This is a genomic window from Terriglobus roseus DSM 18391, assembly GCF_000265425.1.
In the GTDB taxonomy this organism is placed as follows: Bacteria; Acidobacteriota; Terriglobia; order Terriglobales; family Acidobacteriaceae; genus Terriglobus; species Terriglobus roseus.
The window spans coordinates 4419553-4434270 of sequence record NC_018014.1 but is presented as its reverse complement, the minus strand read 5'-3'; the positions used below and the strand labels follow the sequence as shown (position 1 = coordinate 4434270).

Annotated in this window: 22 protein-coding genes; 21 read left to right on the top strand and 1 reads right to left on the bottom strand. The window is 59.5% G+C overall.

Going from position 1 to position 14718, the window contains the following annotated elements; translation table 11 throughout:
- The first annotated feature begins 176 nt into the window (after positions 1-176).
- On the top strand, positions 177-902 hold the full coding sequence (locus tag TERRO_RS18330; RefSeq protein WP_014787203.1) for a YcbK family protein: 726 nt from the start codon (positions 177-179) through the stop codon (positions 900-902).
- A 77-nt stretch (positions 903-979) separates the two neighbouring features.
- Here the strand turns inward: TERRO_RS18330 and TERRO_RS18325 are convergent, their stop codons facing one another.
- Positions 980-1870, bottom strand: a complete 891-nt coding sequence (locus tag TERRO_RS18325; protein WP_014787202.1) for an SDR family oxidoreductase — start codon at positions 1868-1870, stop codon at positions 980-982.
- A 123-nt stretch (positions 1871-1993) separates the two neighbouring features.
- Here TERRO_RS18325 and TERRO_RS18320 point away from each other — a divergent pair, with 123 nt between their 5' ends.
- The 20 genes from TERRO_RS18320 (at position 1994) to rpsH (ending at position 14717) form a co-directional block, all read left to right on the top strand.
- Positions 1994-2950 (top strand): AraC family transcriptional regulator, encoded by a 957-nt coding sequence (locus tag TERRO_RS18320; protein WP_014787201.1) that lies wholly within the window; start codon positions 1994-1996, stop codon positions 2948-2950.
- 77 nt (positions 2951-3027) lie between these two features.
- Positions 3028-3672, top strand: coding sequence for a TetR/AcrR family transcriptional regulator (locus tag TERRO_RS18315; protein ID WP_014787200.1), 645 nt, complete (start codon positions 3028-3030; stop codon positions 3670-3672).
- A complete protein-coding gene (locus TERRO_RS22370) occupies positions 3632-4126 on the top strand; it encodes a cupin domain-containing protein (protein WP_014787199.1) in 495 nt (164 codons plus the stop codon). The genes TERRO_RS18315 and TERRO_RS22370 overlap by 41 nt, the downstream gene beginning before the upstream one ends.
- Positions 4127-4289: 163 nt before the next feature.
- Positions 4290-5741 (top strand): Kelch repeat-containing protein, encoded by a 1452-nt coding sequence (locus TERRO_RS18305; RefSeq protein ID WP_014787198.1) that lies wholly within the window; start codon positions 4290-4292, stop codon positions 5739-5741.
- 203 nt (positions 5742-5944) lie between these two features.
- Entirely contained in the window at positions 5945-6265 is a 321-nt protein-coding gene (gene rpsJ / locus TERRO_RS18300) for a 30S ribosomal protein S10 (RefSeq protein WP_014787197.1), read from the top strand.
- Between the two features lie 106 nt (positions 6266-6371).
- Positions 6372-7112: a 50S ribosomal protein L3 gene (gene rplC, locus TERRO_RS18295; RefSeq protein ID WP_014787196.1), complete on the top strand. Its 741-nt coding sequence runs from the start codon at positions 6372-6374 to the stop codon at positions 7110-7112.
- A 202-nt stretch (positions 7113-7314) separates the two neighbouring features.
- Positions 7315-7989, top strand: a complete 675-nt coding sequence (gene rplD / locus TERRO_RS18290) for a 50S ribosomal protein L4 (protein WP_014787194.1) — start codon at positions 7315-7317, stop codon at positions 7987-7989.
- Positions 7989-8282 (top strand): 50S ribosomal protein L23, encoded by a 294-nt coding sequence (locus TERRO_RS18285; RefSeq protein ID WP_014787193.1) that lies wholly within the window; start codon positions 7989-7991, stop codon positions 8280-8282. The genes rplD and TERRO_RS18285 overlap by 1 nt, the downstream gene beginning before the upstream one ends.
- A 140-nt stretch (positions 8283-8422) precedes the next feature.
- Positions 8423-9247, top strand: coding sequence for a 50S ribosomal protein L2 (rplB, locus tag TERRO_RS18280; protein WP_014787192.1), 825 nt, complete (start codon positions 8423-8425; stop codon positions 9245-9247).
- Positions 9248-9268: 21 nt separating this feature from the next.
- Positions 9269-9550, top strand: a complete 282-nt coding sequence (gene rpsS, locus TERRO_RS18275; protein ID WP_014787191.1) for a 30S ribosomal protein S19 — start codon at positions 9269-9271, stop codon at positions 9548-9550.
- 61 nt (positions 9551-9611) lie between these two features.
- Entirely contained in the window at positions 9612-10115 is a 504-nt protein-coding gene (rplV, locus tag TERRO_RS18270) for a 50S ribosomal protein L22 (RefSeq protein WP_014787190.1), read from the top strand.
- A gap of 109 nt (positions 10116-10224) precedes the next feature.
- On the top strand, positions 10225-10893 hold the full coding sequence (gene rpsC, locus TERRO_RS18265; protein WP_014787189.1) for a 30S ribosomal protein S3: 669 nt from the start codon (positions 10225-10227) through the stop codon (positions 10891-10893).
- A 116-nt stretch (positions 10894-11009) separates the two neighbouring features.
- Entirely contained in the window at positions 11010-11456 is a 447-nt protein-coding gene (gene rplP / locus TERRO_RS18260; RefSeq protein WP_014787188.1) for a 50S ribosomal protein L16, read from the top strand.
- A 66-nt stretch (positions 11457-11522) separates the two neighbouring features.
- Entirely contained in the window at positions 11523-11774 is a 252-nt protein-coding gene (gene rpmC / locus TERRO_RS18255; RefSeq protein ID WP_014787187.1) for a 50S ribosomal protein L29, read from the top strand.
- A gap of 2 nt (positions 11775-11776) precedes the next feature.
- Positions 11777-12103 carry a 30S ribosomal protein S17 gene (gene rpsQ / locus TERRO_RS18250; RefSeq protein WP_014787186.1) on the top strand — a complete coding sequence of 109 codons (327 nt, stop codon included), beginning with the start codon at positions 11777-11779 and terminating at the stop codon, positions 12101-12103.
- 214 nt (positions 12104-12317) lie between these two features.
- Positions 12318-12689, top strand: a complete 372-nt coding sequence (gene rplN / locus TERRO_RS18245) for a 50S ribosomal protein L14 (RefSeq protein WP_014787185.1) — start codon at positions 12318-12320, stop codon at positions 12687-12689.
- 259 nt (positions 12690-12948) lie between these two features.
- Positions 12949-13275 carry a 50S ribosomal protein L24 gene (gene rplX, locus TERRO_RS18240; protein WP_014787184.1) on the top strand — a complete coding sequence of 109 codons (327 nt, stop codon included), beginning with the start codon at positions 12949-12951 and terminating at the stop codon, positions 13273-13275.
- A 151-nt stretch (positions 13276-13426) separates the two neighbouring features.
- Positions 13427-13966, top strand: a complete 540-nt coding sequence (gene rplE, locus TERRO_RS18235) for a 50S ribosomal protein L5 (protein WP_014787183.1) — start codon at positions 13427-13429, stop codon at positions 13964-13966.
- A 26-nt stretch (positions 13967-13992) separates the two neighbouring features.
- A complete protein-coding gene (locus TERRO_RS18230; protein ID WP_014787182.1) occupies positions 13993-14178 on the top strand; it encodes a type Z 30S ribosomal protein S14 in 186 nt (61 codons plus the stop codon).
- 140 nt (positions 14179-14318) lie between these two features.
- Positions 14319-14717: a 30S ribosomal protein S8 gene (rpsH, locus tag TERRO_RS18225; protein WP_014787181.1), complete on the top strand. Its 399-nt coding sequence runs from the start codon at positions 14319-14321 to the stop codon at positions 14715-14717.
- Position 14718 lies beyond the last annotated feature (1 nt).

Here is a 14718-nt window from a genome sequence, read left to right as displayed (position 1 = left end):
CTCCCCCGGATGTGGGCCGGCGGACTCCGGGAGACGCGTTTGTGTCGATTAGTATCGAGGGGAGGGCTGTCGTTCGTGTGCACCGCCTCTCCCGTTCGGCCTTGGCAGTTCTTCGCGGATAGGCGAAGGTCTGTTCCCAGCGTTGGCGGTGCGAATCAAATCCAGGAGTTTTGCTTTTGACACTGCGTCTCCCCCGGCCCTTCCGTCCGTTCGCTTCTGTTGGTCTTCTCTCCACACTCTGTGTTGTTGTGCTGCTTGGTGCGGTCACCCCTTCGGCGAGCGCTCGCCGATTTGAATCGCGCCGGCATCCTCGCCTGCGGGCCATTGCGCATGCTTTCGTGAATGTTGCACTGCCCGGCATGGGGCTGCTGCCGGATGACGAAGCGGAACTACCGGTCGAGGGACAGAAGTACGAGTTGAAGCTGGTGCATCCGAGCGGCGAGATGATCGATGTCGTCTACCGCGTGGGTGATACGTATGTCCCCGAGGCGCTGGATAAGCTCAGCAACTTCCTGCGCGACAGCCACAACCAGGAAGTCACCACGTTTGATCCGCGCACCTTCGATGTGCTGCACACCATGCTGGCCAAGGTGGGAAAGTCGACGGGTGTGATCAATATCCTGTCGGCCTACCGTACCCAGGAGACCAATGATGCACTGCGCGCGAGCGGCACAACAAACGCCGCGGAGCATTCGCAGCACATTGAGGCCAAGGCCATTGATCTTCGCCTGCCGGGTGTTTCGGCAGCAACTCTGCGCGATGCCGCGCTGTCGCTGGGCGCGGGCGGTGTTGGGTACTACCCCAAGGGCCAGTTCATCCACGTGGATGTCGGCCCGGTGCGGCAGTGGACGTTTGCTCCGCACAGCGGGAAGAAGCACTCGCGGCACCGGAGACGCGCTTAGTCTTTGCGCGGGAAATTGAGAGCATGACAGAAGGGAGAGGCGAAAGCCTCTCCCTTCTGCGTTGACGGTGTGTCTGGTTAGTACTGCATGTTCTTCAGGTCGGTGATGAGATCGGGGCCGGTTGGGGTCCAGTCCAGGGCTTTGCGCGTCTGCTCGCTGGATGCGGGCAGGTCCATGCCAGCGAACATGGCCATCCAGCCGTAGTAGTCGCTAATCTCTTCCTGCGTTGACAGGGACTTGACGGGCATCTTCAGGCCTTGGCCCAGGACTTCACAGATGTCCCTGGCGGGCACGCCTTCCTCTGCTACGGCGTTGTAGCGAGCGCCGGGTGTCGCCTTGTCGAGTGCGAGGCGGTAGAGACGTGCGGTGTCGGTGACGTGGGCGGCGGACCAGCGGTTCTGGCCCTCACCGAGGTAGGCGACGTAGCCCTTCTCGCGCGCGAGTGTGAGGAAGTAGGTGATGAGGCCCTGCTTCACGGTGTCGTGGACCTGCGGGAGACGGATGACGGAGAGGTTCACACCCTGCTCAACGAGGGAGACTGCGAGCTGCTCCGATGCGGTGCGCGGGTTGGGGTGGGCGAGGTTGATTCTGTCTTCCGTGGCGGGCTCGCCGGGTACATCGGAGGAGCCGATGCCGACGCCGGAGGTCACGAGGAAGGGGCGGTCTGAGCCTTTGAGGACCTCTCCGATGGCTGAGATGGCCGCGCGGTCTTTTTCGCAGTTGGCGGCGAAGTTGGTGAAGTTGTGATCGAAGGCGCAGTGGATGACTCCGTCGGCCTGGGCTGCGCCGCGGGCGAGGCCTGCTGGGTCTTCCAGCGTGCCCATGAAGGGTTCCACGCCTGCGGCTCGAAGGGTGTTGGCACCTTCCTCTGAGCGTGTGACACCGATGACCTGATGGCCGGACTGGAGGAGTTCCGGGATGATGTAGGTGCCGATAAAGCCTGTGGCGCCGGTGAGGAAGACTCGCATGGGGTGTTTCCTTTTCGTGGAAGTCAGGTGCTCTCGCGGCCTGTGGGATTCAGATGGGATCCAGGAGCGGTACGATCTATGCTGTGCGTCCGTAGTTCTGGCGCGATCGTCCGGAGGGCTGCTATGGATCCACTGTCTGAGGTGCTGGCGCTCCTGAAGCCGCAGAGTTACTCGTCCGGCGGGTTTGGTGTGGGCGTTGATCTTGCCATCCAGTTTGGCAAGCATGCGGGCATCAAGTGCTATGCGGTGGTGTCGGGGCACTGCTGGTTGCGGGTGGAGGGCGTGCCGGAGCCAGTGCACCTGATAGCAGGGGAGTGTTTCATCCTGCCGCGCGGTCTGCCGTTCAGCCTGGCAACGGATCTGTCGCTGACGCCGATCGACTTCTACACTTTGCTGCCGCAGATTCGGGCCGCTGCTGCATTACCCGAACGGGAGATCACCGGCAACTACCTTGCGGGTGGGCACTTCATGCTCAGCGGCAGCCACGCTTCTGTATTGCTGCAATCGCTGCCGCCCATCGTCCACATCGCGAAGGAGTCGGACAGAGCCGTGATGCGCTGGTCCCTGGAGCGGATGAGGGAAGAGCTGCGCAATCCGCAGCCGGGCGGCGCGTTGATTACGCAGCAACTGGCGTACATGATGCTGATCCAGGCACTGCGCCTGCATTTGGCGGATGACGCGAAGGCCGGGACGGGCTGGCTGTTTGCGCTGACCGACAAGCAGATGAGCGCGGCGCTGGCGTGCATGCATGAGGAGCCGGGTCGCGCGTGGACGCTGCAGAGCCTGGCGGAGCGCGTGGGGATGTCGCGGTCGATCTTTGCGCTGCGGTTCAAACAGACTGCGGGTGCTACCCCGATGGAATACCTGACGCGTTGGCGCATGCTGCTTGCCGGCGAGAAGTTGAAGACGTCTGCAGAGCCGATTGCGGCAATTGCATGCTCGCTGGGCTATGACTCAGAGAGTGCATTCAGTAAGGCGTTTCGGCGGGTGCTTGGGTGTTCGCCTCGGCAGCACCGGCGCGGCGAACACTCGCTGGGTGTAACCTCACGCGGGCCGTTAAGGGCTCCAGAACTTACCTAGTTTCGCATTTCCCGATTTCGTCTCGGGTTGTGTCGTTTTCGATTGACATAGAAGTGTCGTGATGTCAGTTTTATGACATGAGTGCAACGTCTTCCCCCCAGGACTCTCTTCGACAGCGTCACAAGGACTCGACAAGAGAAGAGATCATCACGACCGCCATGGTGTTGCTAAGCGACACGGGCGAGCTGAGTCATGAAGCGATTGCAGCTTCATCCGGCATTTCAGCCAGGACGGTGTACCGTCACTTTCCTTCGAAAGACGCACTGATCGCGGCTACCTGGGAGCGGCTGAAAGAAGAGACAGATACACGCTTTCCGGAGACGGAGGCGGATATTCTTTCGCTCGCGCCGCAGCTCTATCAAAACTTCGATCAGAACGGTGCGCTGGTCCGGGCATTTCTAAGTTCGGGTGTCGGGATGGCCGTTCGCGATCAGGGAGCGATTGAGGGGCGGCCGGCGTTTCAGTCTGCTCTGAAGGCAGCTACCTTACATCTTTCATCGAAGAAGCGGCAGCAGGTTGTGGCTGTATTTCTTGCCTTATATAGTGCGCCCGCATGGCAGCTCATGCGAGACCGTGGCGCGCTTTCCTCGGATGATGCCGCGCAGGCTGTGCGCTGGGCGGTATCCGCGCTTTTAACCAGTCTTCATCACGAAAAAGATCAATCCAACAAAGGAGATTCACATGCTCGCTCCAACTTACGTTCCGGCCGCAAGGCTGGTTGAGGCCGACCCGCTTTCCTCCATGGAGGTGCTCGGCGTTACGGTTACACCGCTTGTATCCAGCGGAGAGACGGATGGCCAGTTTGCGCTGTTTCAGGCATTGGTTCCGCATAACGTCGGCATCCCCGTTCACTCACATCCAGACGTTGAATTCTTCTATGTGCTGGAGGGATCCCTTACGGTCCTGCGCCAGACGGACGATGTTATCGAGTCTTTCCAGATCGGTGCGCGACAGGGAGGATTTGTCCCGAGCAATGCATTGCACGGATTTGTAAACAGTAACCCTGAAACCGCACATGTTCTGATTGCATGCACCAGCGGCCTGGAGGCCTTTCTGTCAGAGGCAGGAACGCCGTTGGGTGAAAGCGCGCCGCGCATTCCGCCGAATGGTGCAGAGATTGAGCGCGTCCTTGCGATCGCCAGAAAGCATGGCCAGGTCTTTGCACCGCCCTGTTAATTGCGCGCCTTCGGTTCGATGTTTTTTTTGCCGATCATTAAGTTAACCAACGGAATTCATACAATCTGACGTCGGCGTTTCCCCCCATTGCGCCGGCATCACGACAGAAGCTGCTTTGGCCTTGCGGATCTTTCGCGCCGAAGTCAGTCCCAGGAGATGGGGGATGAGACTTTCATTTTTATGTAGTTTGTTTCTGAGTGTCGCGCTGTCGACGCTCACGGGTTGCGGCGGCGCGGGTAGCGGCGGGTCGCCACGCAGTGGAGATCCAACACCAACACCAGCACCGGCAACAGTGACCGTAGCGATTGCACCGAGCAGCGTCTCGCTCTTCCTGTTGGAGAAACAGCAGTTCTCCACCACGGTAACGGGCACGGCGGACACGCGTGTGGCCTTCGAAGTGGTCAATGGCGGGTCCGCCAGCACCAGCGGTCTCTATGTCGCGCCGAACAAAGCCATGACCGCCAAGGTCCGCGCATGGAGCGTTGCCGATCCGACCAAGTACGCGGAAGCCCAGGTGCAGGTGAGCGGCTACGCGGAGATGATCAGCGACAAGGGCGGGACGCCCGAAGGGTACGACCGACATACGGCGGAGTTGCTGCCGGATGGCAGTGTGCTGCTGATCGGTGGATGGGGAACCGGTGCTCTGCATACGCGGGCAGAGCGGTATCTGAACGGCTCGGCCGGTGTGGTGCCTGCGGGGACGATGGTGACGCCTCGGCAGGGGCATGCTTCGGTTTCGCTTGCCGATGACAAGGTGCTGGTGACGGGCGGCTATGACCGCATCACGAGCGCCAACCTCTTCCGCGAGGTCTTCAAGACATCAGAGATCTACGATCCCGCGCAAGACCGATTCACCGCGGGTCCTCTGATGAACCGGGGCCGTCGTGAACATACGATGACCCTGCTGGCGGATGGGCGCGTGCTGGTGGTGGGCGGCATTTCGCAGTACGGTCCTGACTTTTCATCGAACACGGAGAGTGAGATCTATTCACCGGTGACGGGCAGGTTCGACGTGGGGCCGTCCACGAAGGACGGACGGTGGCAGCACACAGCGACGCGGTTGAAGGATGGTCGTGTGCTGGTGGTGGGTGGGCGGCCGAATAACTGCGCCGCGACCTGCTCGCTCGATGCGTTGAAGACGGCAGAGATCTTCGACCCGGCGACGAACAAGTGGTCTTCCACCGGCAGCCTGCGCATCAGTCGTTCCGGGCATTCGGCGGGCGTGCTGGACGACGGGCGTGTGGTCATCTTTGGCGGGATGACGAACGAAGACCAGAACATTCGAACGCAGCAGGTGGCGCAGGTCGAGGTCTGGGATCCCGCAACCGGTAAATTCACTGACTTTGGAACGCTGCACGTGGGCCGGACGTTTCATGCGCTGGTGCGGCTGTTGGACGGGCGGTTTCTGCTGGCAAATGGATATGACGAGGTCGAGTATCCGAGCGCCACCACGGAGATCTTTGACCCGGTGACGCAGATCGCAACGAACGGGCCCAACACACTTTCGAACCGGTTTCGTGGGACTGCGACGCTCCTGAGCAACGGCCAGGTGTTGATTACGAGCGGTAACGATACGACATCGAGTGGTGTGCGGTACCTGGAGGTTTTTCGGTGAGACGGGCAGATGTCGGAGGAGCATGAGAGGGGTAGCAGTGGTTCGAGCAGAACAAGGCGGGGCGCTTTCGCGGCGAGGCGCCCCTTTCCTCCATATTTCGGCTACATTTTCTTGCGTCGGGATCAGGATCACGGTATATTCGTAAGGTTGGCCTAAAGGCCTCCCGCGTCAAGCAGATCTTTGCGTAGATAGAGAGTAGAACAATGGCTGCACAGCAGAGAATTCGCATCCGCCTGAAGGCGTATGACTATCGTGTCCTGGACACGTCGACCGGCGAGATCGTCGAGACCGCGAAGCGCACCGGAGCACAGGTTGCGGGTCCGATTCCCCTCCCGACCATGAAGAACAAGTACTGCGTGCTGCGTTCCCCCCACGTCGACAAGAAGTCGCGTGAGGCGTTCGAAATCCGTACGCACAAGCGCTTGATCGACATTCTTGAACCCACCCAGCAGACCGTGGACGCGCTGATGAAGCTCGACCTGCCGGCCGGTGTGGACGTAGAGATCAAGACCGTTACTCGCTAAGAGCGGTCTGCAGGTAGCACCCGCGCGAAAGCGCAAGCAAACAAGATTCGGGTAAACCCGGCAGTGCTGTTGCGGAACGACTCGCACGGCATGATGAGGAGTCAAGATGTCAGTAACAGGTATGTTGGGCAAGAAGATCGGCATGACCCAGATCTTCGACGATGCCGGTGTGGTTCACCCGGTAACCGTGATCAAGGTCGGCCCCTGCGTCATCACGCAGCTCAAGACGCAGGCGAAGGACGGCTACGATGCCGCCCAGATCGGCCTCGTCGAGTTCGTGAAGGCTTCCAAGATCAACAAGCCGATGACGGGTCACTTCGCCAAGGCAGATGCACCGCCGGTTCGTGAGCTCCGCGAGGTCGGCATCGAGTCGGCTTCAGGTACGAACACCGAGGGTGAGGATCAGGTCAAGGCTGGCGATCGTGTTCTGGTCGACATCTTCGACGGCGAGAAGTTCGTCGACATCATTGGCAAGAGCAAGGGCCGCGGCTTCGCGGGTGTTGTTCGCCGCCATGGTTTCGCCGGCGGCCCCAAGTCGCACGGTCACATGTTCCAGATTCAGGGTTCGATCGGTGCATCGTCGTTCCCGTCGCGCGTATTCCCGGGCCAGCGTATGCCGGGTCACTTCGGTGACGCGCAGATCACGGTTCGCAACCTCCGCATCCGCGGTATCGACCTGGAAGACGGGCTCCTGCTCGTCGAGGGTGCAGTACCCGGACCGCGTCAGGGAACGATCCTGATCTCAAAGGCAAAGAACCCGCCGCGCGAGCGTCGTGGATTTGCCGGAGCTGGTACGCTCGATCCGCTGAAGGCCTCGAAGAAGGCTTCGCCGAGCAAGAAGAAGTAACTTTTGCCGCGTGAGCGGAGCGGCTATGCGAAAGCAGGCCCTCCGCTTCGTCGCGGATGACAGCCTCCTCGGTTTGTCTGGCAGTTTCAAGCAATACCGTATTACCTGCATTGCCGCGGACTGCTCCATGAGCCAGTCGACAGCGGGATGACACAAGCGAAGTAGGGCCGCCGCAATAGAACGGCAGCCGAAGGAATAAGAGATGGCAAAGATCAATGTGGTCGATCTCGGCGGGAACAAGGTCGGCGAGCTGGAGCTTGCGGACGAGGTGTTCGGCGTCGAAGTAAACAAGGCCCTGCTCTGGGAGTCGGTGAACCACTACCGCGCTTCCATGCGTCAGGGAACAGCCGCAACCAAGAACAAGAAGCTTGTTTCAGGTTCCGGTAAGAAGCTTTGGAAGCAGAAGGGTACCGGTCGCGCCCGTGTGGGTTCGGTTCGTTCGCCTATCTGGCGCCACGGTGGTACGGTCCACGGACCCCAGCCCCGCTCCTACGACTACCAGTTCCCAAAGAAGAAGCTGCTGGGTGCACTTGCATCGGCACTCGCTTCCAAGCTGGCCGACGGTCGTTTGACGGTTGTTTCCACACTGGAAACCGCTGAGCCGAAGACCAAGCTCTACCGCCAGGCTCTGGACGTCCTTGACGCGAAGAAGACTGCCCTGCTGGTTGAGACAAGCCAGAAGCTGACGGAGAACCTGTTCCTGGGTTCGCGTAACCTGGACGGCGTCGAGTTGGTTCTGAGCTCGGAAGTTCACCCCTACGACCTGCTCCGCTATGAGCACGCCATCTTCTCGCAGGCTGCCATTGAGGCGCTGCAGGATGTGCTGAAGAAGAATGTGTCGCGCCGTAAGCTGGCTGCGAAGAAGGAGGTTGCGTAATGGCTACCCTTTACACCACCATTCGTCGCCCGCTGATCACTGAAAAGGGCATGGTTGCCAAGGAATCCGAAGGAACCCTCGTATTTGAGGTCGCCTGCGACGCAACCAAGACCGAAGTCAAGCAGGCCGTGGAAAACCTCTTCAAGGTAAAGGTAGCTGGTGTTCGCACTGCTAACTTCCTTGGCAAGGAACGCCGCCGCGGTAAGTTCACCGGTTTCAAGCCGGACTGGAAGAAGGCGTATGTTCGCCTCCAGCCGGGCGAGAAGATGCCGGAGTACGTGAACTCGCTGTAAGCCTGTAAGTAGTGAGTTAACAAGTGTGCGAGTCAGCTAGTCGGCTAGGTCTCGTGGCAGGTGAAGCTTGTTGATATCCGAGTAAGTAGTTATGAGATCCGCGCGCCTGACTAGCTATGCGGAAGGCAAGGGAAATAGAAATGCCGATCAAAACATTCCGACCCATTACACCGACACTGCGCTTCCAGTCGAAGCTGGTGAACTCGGACATCACGACGAACGAGCCGTACAAGCCGCTTCTGACAGTGAAGCCGCGTACCGGCGGCCGTAACTCTTCGGGCCGACTGACCATGCGCCACCACGGCGGCGGTCACAAGCAGAAGCTTCGTCTCATCGACTTCAAGCGCGAAAAGTACGGCGTCCCGGGCACCGTGGCAACGATCGAATACGATCCAAACCGCAGCTCGCGCATCGCACTGATCAACTACCGCGACGGTGAGAAGCGCTACATCATCCAGCCGGTCGGCCTCAAGGTTGGCATGCAGATCATGAGCGGTCCGGAAGCCGACATCCTGGTTGGAAACGCTCTGCCGCTGAAGAACATCCCGGCTGGTACGACGGTCCACGCAGTTGAGCTTCGTCCTGGTAAGGGCGCGCAGATGGTGCGCTCCGCCGGTTCGTCCGCACAGCTGATCGCCAAGGAAGGCGACTACGCCCTGCTGAAGCTACCCTCCGGCGAGACCCGCCGCGTGCTGGTGGATTGCATGGCGACCATCGGCCAGGTTGGCAACACGGACCACGAAAACATCTCGCTCGGTAAGGCCGGCGCCAGCCGCTGGCGCGGTATCCGCCCGGCAAACCGCGGTGTCTCGATGAATCCTGTCGATCACCCGCACGGTGGTGGTGAAGGTAAGACCTCTGGCGGACGTCACCCAGTGACCCCGTGGGGACAGCCAACCCGTGGATTCAAGACACGTAACAACAAGCGGACCGACGTATTTATCGTCAACCGCCGCAGCAAGTAATTCAGGGAGCGAGAGGGATATATGGCACGTTCTACGAAAAAGGGACCGTTTATCGACGCGCACCTGATGACCAAGGTCTCAGTGCTGAACGAAGCGGGCAAGAAGGAAGTGGTGAAGACCTGGTCACGCCGCTCCACCATCTTTCCGGAGTTTGTCGGCCACACCATTGCCGTCCACAACGGACGCAAGTTCATTCCGGTCTACGTGACGGAGAACATGGTTGGACACAAGCTGGGCGAGTTCTCCGCAACGCGCACCTTCAAGGGTCATGCTGCCAAGGCTGAAACGGCCAAGGGTAAGTAACAGCAAGTTAGTTAGTCAGCGGTTCAGCAGGTAAGCCTGCGACCGCGATAAGGAAGAAGTTATGGCGAAGACAGCCGAGAAGAGTGCAGTACGAGAGTTCCGCGCGGAAGCGCGGTTCCAGCGAGTCAGCCCGCAAAAGGCGAAGCTGGTGCTGGATACCATCAAGGGCCTCAGCGTGGAGTCCGCGCTGAACACACTGATGTTCACCAAGAAGCGCATCGCCCCCGTGGTCGAGAAGGCATTGCGTTCGGCCGTGCAGAATGCGAACTACCTGAGCCAGGAACAGGGTTTCGATCTCGATATCGATCGCCTTGTTGTGAAGCAGGCAGTAGCAAACGAAGGCCCGCGTATGAAGCGGATCCGCCCTGCCCCCATGGGCCGTGCGTTCCGTTATCAGCGCCGCATGGCACACATCATCGTGACGGTCACCGAGCGCAAGACGGTTGAGACTGGTTCTGCTGCAGCACCCGCAGAGACCAAGGCAGCCGGCAAGCCGAAGAAGGCTGCTACGAAGGCACCGGCGAAGAAGGCCGCTGCCAAGAAGACAGCAAAGGCAACCGCGTAAGTTCATAGGCCGGGCTGTAAGCCGGCCCGGCGCGCTGAGCAGTTAGCAGCGAGTAAGTACTGAGTAAGTTCGCGGCAACGTCCGCGGACGCGAAGTGAAGGGATAAGTTATGGGTCAGAAGGTCCATCCGTATGGGTTCCGCCTCGGCATCAACAAGCCGTGGAAGTCGCGCTGGTTTGTAGAGCGCGGCTACGACAAGCTCCTCGTTGAGGATGTAAAGCTGAAGGCTGAGCTGCGTGAAAAGCTGAAGGCCGCTGGTGTCTCGTCCGTCGAGATCGAGCGCCCAGGCAACAAGCTCCGTTTGATCATCAAGACCGCGCGTCCGGGCATCATCATCGGCCGCAAGGGCGCTGAGATCGACAAGCTGAAGGCAGACATCCAGAAGCGCACCAGCCGCGAAGTGTTCATCGATATTCTCGAAGTGAACAAGCCGGAACTGGACGCACAGCTGGTCAGTGAGAACATTGCACTGCAGCTTGAGAAGCGTGTTTCGTTCCGTCGCGCCATGCGCAAGTCGGTTGATTCGGCCCTGCGTTTCGGCTGCAAGGGAATTAAGGTCCGCGTCTCGGGCCGCCTGAACGGCAACGAAATCGCACGTTCCGAGTGGTATCTGCAGGGTCGTCTGCCGCTGCACACGCTGCGCGCTGATATCGACTACGGTTTCTCCGAGGCTCACACGACGTACGGCATCATCGGCGTCAAGACCTGGGTCTACCGTGGCGACATCTACGAGCAGAAGAAGCGCCGCGACGTTGTGACCACCACAGGTGCGTTCTAAGTAGGTTTTCAGTAACTGCGGACCGGTGTAAGCCGGTCCGCCATCATCAAGAAAAGAAAGCGCGCGGAGACTGACTGAGTCATATCAGCCAAGGCCGCAGCCGGAGATAGCACGTTATGTTGATGCCAAAGAAGGTCAAGTACCGCAAACAGCAAAAGGGCAAGATGCGCGGTAAGGCATGGCGCGGTTCCGAACTCGCGTTCGGCGACTTCGGCCTGAAGGTTGTGGAGTGCGGTTACATCACGGATCGCCAGATCGAAGCAAGCCGTATCGCAATGACGCGTTATATCAAGCGTGGCGGTAAGGTCTGGCTGCGGATCTTCCCGGACAAGCCCATCACCAAGAAGCCCGCAGAAGTTCGAATGGGATCTGGTAAGGGTGCACTTGACCATTGGGTTGCGGTTGTTCGCCCCGGCAAGCTGCTCTTCGAGATGGAAGGCGTTTCGGTTGAGGTTGCGAAGGAAGCAATGCGTCTGGCTTCCAACAAGCTGCCCCTGCGCACCGTATTCGTTGAGCGCCCTGGCATGAAGGTTGCGACCGAAGGCAAGGCTGCAACAGCGTAGTCCGCTGTTCCGGCACTAAGAGTTTGGCGCAGACCGCTTGAGTCTGGCGCACCGAGAGAGATACCGATGGAACTGAGCAAGATCAAAGAGTTTACCGATAGCGAACTGAAGACGCAGGAAGCCCAGGCGGGCGAACAGCTCTTCCGCGTTCGCTTCCAGAAGAGCCTGGGCGATACGGCAGGCGTGAACAAGCTGCGCGAACTGAAGAAAGATATCGCGCGCATTAAGACCGTCGCACGCCAGCGTGCGCTCGGTCAGGCAACGGCTCCGACCGAGTCGGCTGCACCCGCGAAGAAGACCAAGGCGAAGAAGGCATAACGATGGCTGAGACAACTGCTACGACTACTGCTCCGGCAGAGAAGATTGGCCACCGCACCGAGAAGATCGGCCTGGTGACCTCGACCAAAATGGACAAGACGATCGTTGTTTCGGTGGAAATGCGCAAGGCGCACCCGAAGTACAAGCGCGTCGTCAAGACCAACAAGAAGTTCTATGCGCACGACGAGCAGAACTCGGCACGCGTTGGCGACCAGGTCCGTATCCGCGAGACCCGTCCCACCAGCAAGCTGAAGCGCTGGAACCTCGAAGAGATCGTGCGTCGCTCGTCGCTCTCGTTGAGCGAAGCGACAGCCGCTGCCGCCAAGTAGTTTGGGCCTCCCCATCTCGATACTGAGATGGGGACCCCTAAAGTTTGCCCGGAGTCGGCACCGTTCGGCACCATGCTAGGGCACGACGCGTCCTGCGCGACGAACGTTGTAGATGTTGTACAGCGATCCTCTCCGCGGCCGCGACCATCAAGAATATTTGGGGCGAACAGCCCCCGGCCCGGGCGGAAAGCCAGTCGGGTCAGGAGAGAAAACAATGTCCGTACAAATGCGTTCCATCCTGGACGTTGCCGATAACTCGGGCGCCCGTCGTCTGCAGGTGATCCTGCCCCTCGGTGGCGGCCTAGGTAAGAAAGCTGGTCTGGGTGATGTGGTAACCGCTGCGGTGAAAGAAGCTTCGCCCGATGGCACCGTGAAGAAGGGCAAGGTTGTGAAGGCTGTCATCGTTCGCCTGCGCAAGGAAGCCCGTCGCAAGGATGGCACCTACATCCGCTTCGACCAGAATGCAGCCGTTGTGATCAACGATTCCGGCGAGCCCGTCGGAACCCGCGTCTTCGGACCCGTGGCCCGCGAACTCCGCGACAAGAAGTACCTGAAGATCGTCTCGCTGGCGCCCGAAGTTATCTAACGCCAGTTCGACAAAAGTGATCAGCGGAGACCGTGAATGCGGTCTCCGTTTTTCGTGGCTGGTGATCGCTTCGCTGCGGTCGGTTTATGGAATCGAAGGGACTTGGATCCCGATTCCGAAAATATACTGCGCGTTGCTTTACTCGCAGCGGGTTTTCGCGTAGAGTAGACAAGTTTGGTCCAATGTTTCAACCTCGACCTGCGGAGGTACTCGCAGAGGCCCAGCCACCGGGACCACGGTGTGGGACAAGGAGTACTACATGGCACATGTTCTGAAGAACGACACGGTTTTCGTGATCGCTGGCAAGCACAAGGGTAAGACTGGTCGCGTTCTGCGCATCATTGCAGAGAAGGATCGGGTCCTGGTGCAGGGCGTCGGCATGATCAAGAAGCACGTCAAGCCGAATCCCCAGGCAAACATCAAGGGCGGTATCGCGGAGCAGGAAGCTCCCATCCACCTCTCGAATGTGGCTTTGGTCGATGGCAACGGCAAGCCGACCCGCGTTGGTTTCCGCATCGAAGACGGCAAGAAGATCCGCTTCGCCAAGACGACCGGTGAAGTTCTGGCTTACCCGAAGGTCAAGTAGCCCGAAGTCTTAGTTTGAAGTCTGAGTTGTTAGCGTAACCCGCAGCCTCTACGACTGAAGGCTAGGACTCCCTACTCAATGGAGCACCCCACGAAACGGTACAAGGGCCTCGCGGCCTACCCCGGCACCGTGGAGAAAGAGAAGTAGCTAAGTGGCACGTCTACGCGATAAGTACAACAATGAGTTGAAGGCGGCGGTCCAGAAGGAACTTGGCATGGCAAACGTCATGGCCGTTCCCCGGATCGAGAAGATCGTCATCAACATGGGCCTCGGTGAGGCGACGCAGAACAACAAGATTCTCGATCCCCTTGTGAGCGATCTGGCGGCCGTTACCGGTCAGAAGCCGGTCATGACCAAGGCGAAGAAGTCGATCGCACAGTTCAAGGTTCGTGAAGGCCAGAGCATCGGCGCCATGGTTACCCTGCGCGGCGAGTCGATGTTCGAGTTCCTGGATCGTTTGATCAGCGTGGCTCTGCCCCGCGTTCGCGATTTCAAGGGCGTGTCCAGCAAGAGCTTTGACGGCCGCGGCAACTACACGCTGGGCCTGCGCGATCAGCTCATCTTCCCGGAGATCGATTACTCCAAGGTTGAGAAGCTCAAGGGCATGAACGTGACCATCGTGACGACGGCGAAGGATGATAACTCCGCGCGCGTCCTCCTCAAGCACTTCGGCATGCCCTTCCGCGCATAGCCTTACAGAGATCGGAGTAATAAAGCATGTCGACCACCGCCAAAGCCGTAAAAGACGCGAAGAAGCCCAAGTTCAAGTGCCGCCAGCATAACCGCTGCCAGCTCTGCGGCCGTCCCCGCGCATTCCTCCGCAAGTTCGGCATCTGCCGTCTGTGCTTCCGCAGCCTTGCACTCAAGGGCGAGATTCCAGGCGTCGTCAAGTCCTCCTGGTAAGCACTACCCAGGGAAACAGTTCGGGCTGGCTCACCTCGCCGTGGGCCGGTCCGGAACTCACCAAGTAGCACAACGAAATCCTCTGCAGGTTCTGCCGGCGTATGTCGCCCGCAGCAAACGAGAGGTAGAAGAGAAGACCCATGAACCTGACCGATCCCGTAGCAGACTTCCTGACCCGCATCCGTAACGCTATGCGTTCGCGCCACCAGAAGATGGACGTGCCCGCTTCCAACCTGAAGATTGAGATTGCCCGCATCCTGAAGGAAGAGGGCTACGTCGCAAACTACAAGGCGCTGGAAGAAGACGGCCACCGTATTCTGCGTGTGTATCTGAAGTACAGCGCCGAGGGTGAGTCTGCAATCCTGGACCTGAAGCGTATCTCCAAGCCTGGCTCGCGTGTGTACATCGGCCGCGACGAAATCCGTCGCGTGCAGGGTGGCCTCGGCATCTCGATCCTGACCACCCCCAAGGGCGTCATGACCGGCCGCACCGCTCGCAAGGAAAACGTTGGCGGCGAAGTCCTCGCACACGTCTGGTAGG

Bases quoted from the DNA above. Each gene is read 5' to 3' on its own strand.
- rpmC (WP_014787187.1), top strand. From the start codon at position 11,523: ATGGAACTGAGCAAGATCAAAGAGTTTACCGATAGCGAACTGAAGACG.
- TERRO_RS18325 (WP_014787202.1), bottom strand. From the start codon at position 1,870: ATGCGAGTCTTCCTCACCGGCGCCACAGGCTTTATCGGCACCTACATC.
- rplP (WP_014787188.1), top strand. From the start codon at position 11,010: ATGTTGATGCCAAAGAAGGTCAAGTACCGCAAACAGCAAAAGGGCAAG.
- rpsC (WP_014787189.1), top strand. From the start codon at position 10,225: ATGGGTCAGAAGGTCCATCCGTATGGGTTCCGCCTCGGCATCAACAAG.
- TERRO_RS18315 (WP_014787200.1), top strand. From the start codon at position 3,028: ATGAGTGCAACGTCTTCCCCCCAGGACTCTCTTCGACAGCGTCACAAG.
- TERRO_RS18230 (WP_014787182.1), top strand. From the start codon at position 13,993: ATGTCGACCACCGCCAAAGCCGTAAAAGACGCGAAGAAGCCCAAGTTC.
- rplC (WP_014787196.1), top strand. From the start codon at position 6,372: ATGTCAGTAACAGGTATGTTGGGCAAGAAGATCGGCATGACCCAGATC.
- rpsH (WP_014787181.1), top strand. From the start codon at position 14,319: ATGAACCTGACCGATCCCGTAGCAGACTTCCTGACCCGCATCCGTAAC.
- rplX (WP_014787184.1), top strand. From the start codon at position 12,949: ATGGCACATGTTCTGAAGAACGACACGGTTTTCGTGATCGCTGGCAAG.
- rpsJ (WP_014787197.1), top strand. From the start codon at position 5,945: ATGGCTGCACAGCAGAGAATTCGCATCCGCCTGAAGGCGTATGACTAT.
- rplV (WP_014787190.1), top strand. From the start codon at position 9,612: ATGGCGAAGACAGCCGAGAAGAGTGCAGTACGAGAGTTCCGCGCGGAA.
- TERRO_RS18320 (WP_014787201.1), top strand. From the start codon at position 1,994: ATGGATCCACTGTCTGAGGTGCTGGCGCTCCTGAAGCCGCAGAGTTAC.
- TERRO_RS22370 (WP_014787199.1), top strand. From the start codon at position 3,632: ATGCTCGCTCCAACTTACGTTCCGGCCGCAAGGCTGGTTGAGGCCGAC.
- rpsQ (WP_014787186.1), top strand. From the start codon at position 11,777: ATGGCTGAGACAACTGCTACGACTACTGCTCCGGCAGAGAAGATTGGC.
- TERRO_RS18305 (WP_014787198.1), top strand. From the start codon at position 4,290: ATGAGACTTTCATTTTTATGTAGTTTGTTTCTGAGTGTCGCGCTGTCG.
- TERRO_RS18285 (WP_014787193.1), top strand. From the start codon at position 7,989: ATGGCTACCCTTTACACCACCATTCGTCGCCCGCTGATCACTGAAAAG.
- rplN (WP_014787185.1), top strand. From the start codon at position 12,318: ATGTCCGTACAAATGCGTTCCATCCTGGACGTTGCCGATAACTCGGGC.
- rplD (WP_014787194.1), top strand. From the start codon at position 7,315: ATGGCAAAGATCAATGTGGTCGATCTCGGCGGGAACAAGGTCGGCGAG.
- rplB (WP_014787192.1), top strand. From the start codon at position 8,423: ATGCCGATCAAAACATTCCGACCCATTACACCGACACTGCGCTTCCAG.
- rpsS (WP_014787191.1), top strand. From the start codon at position 9,269: ATGGCACGTTCTACGAAAAAGGGACCGTTTATCGACGCGCACCTGATG.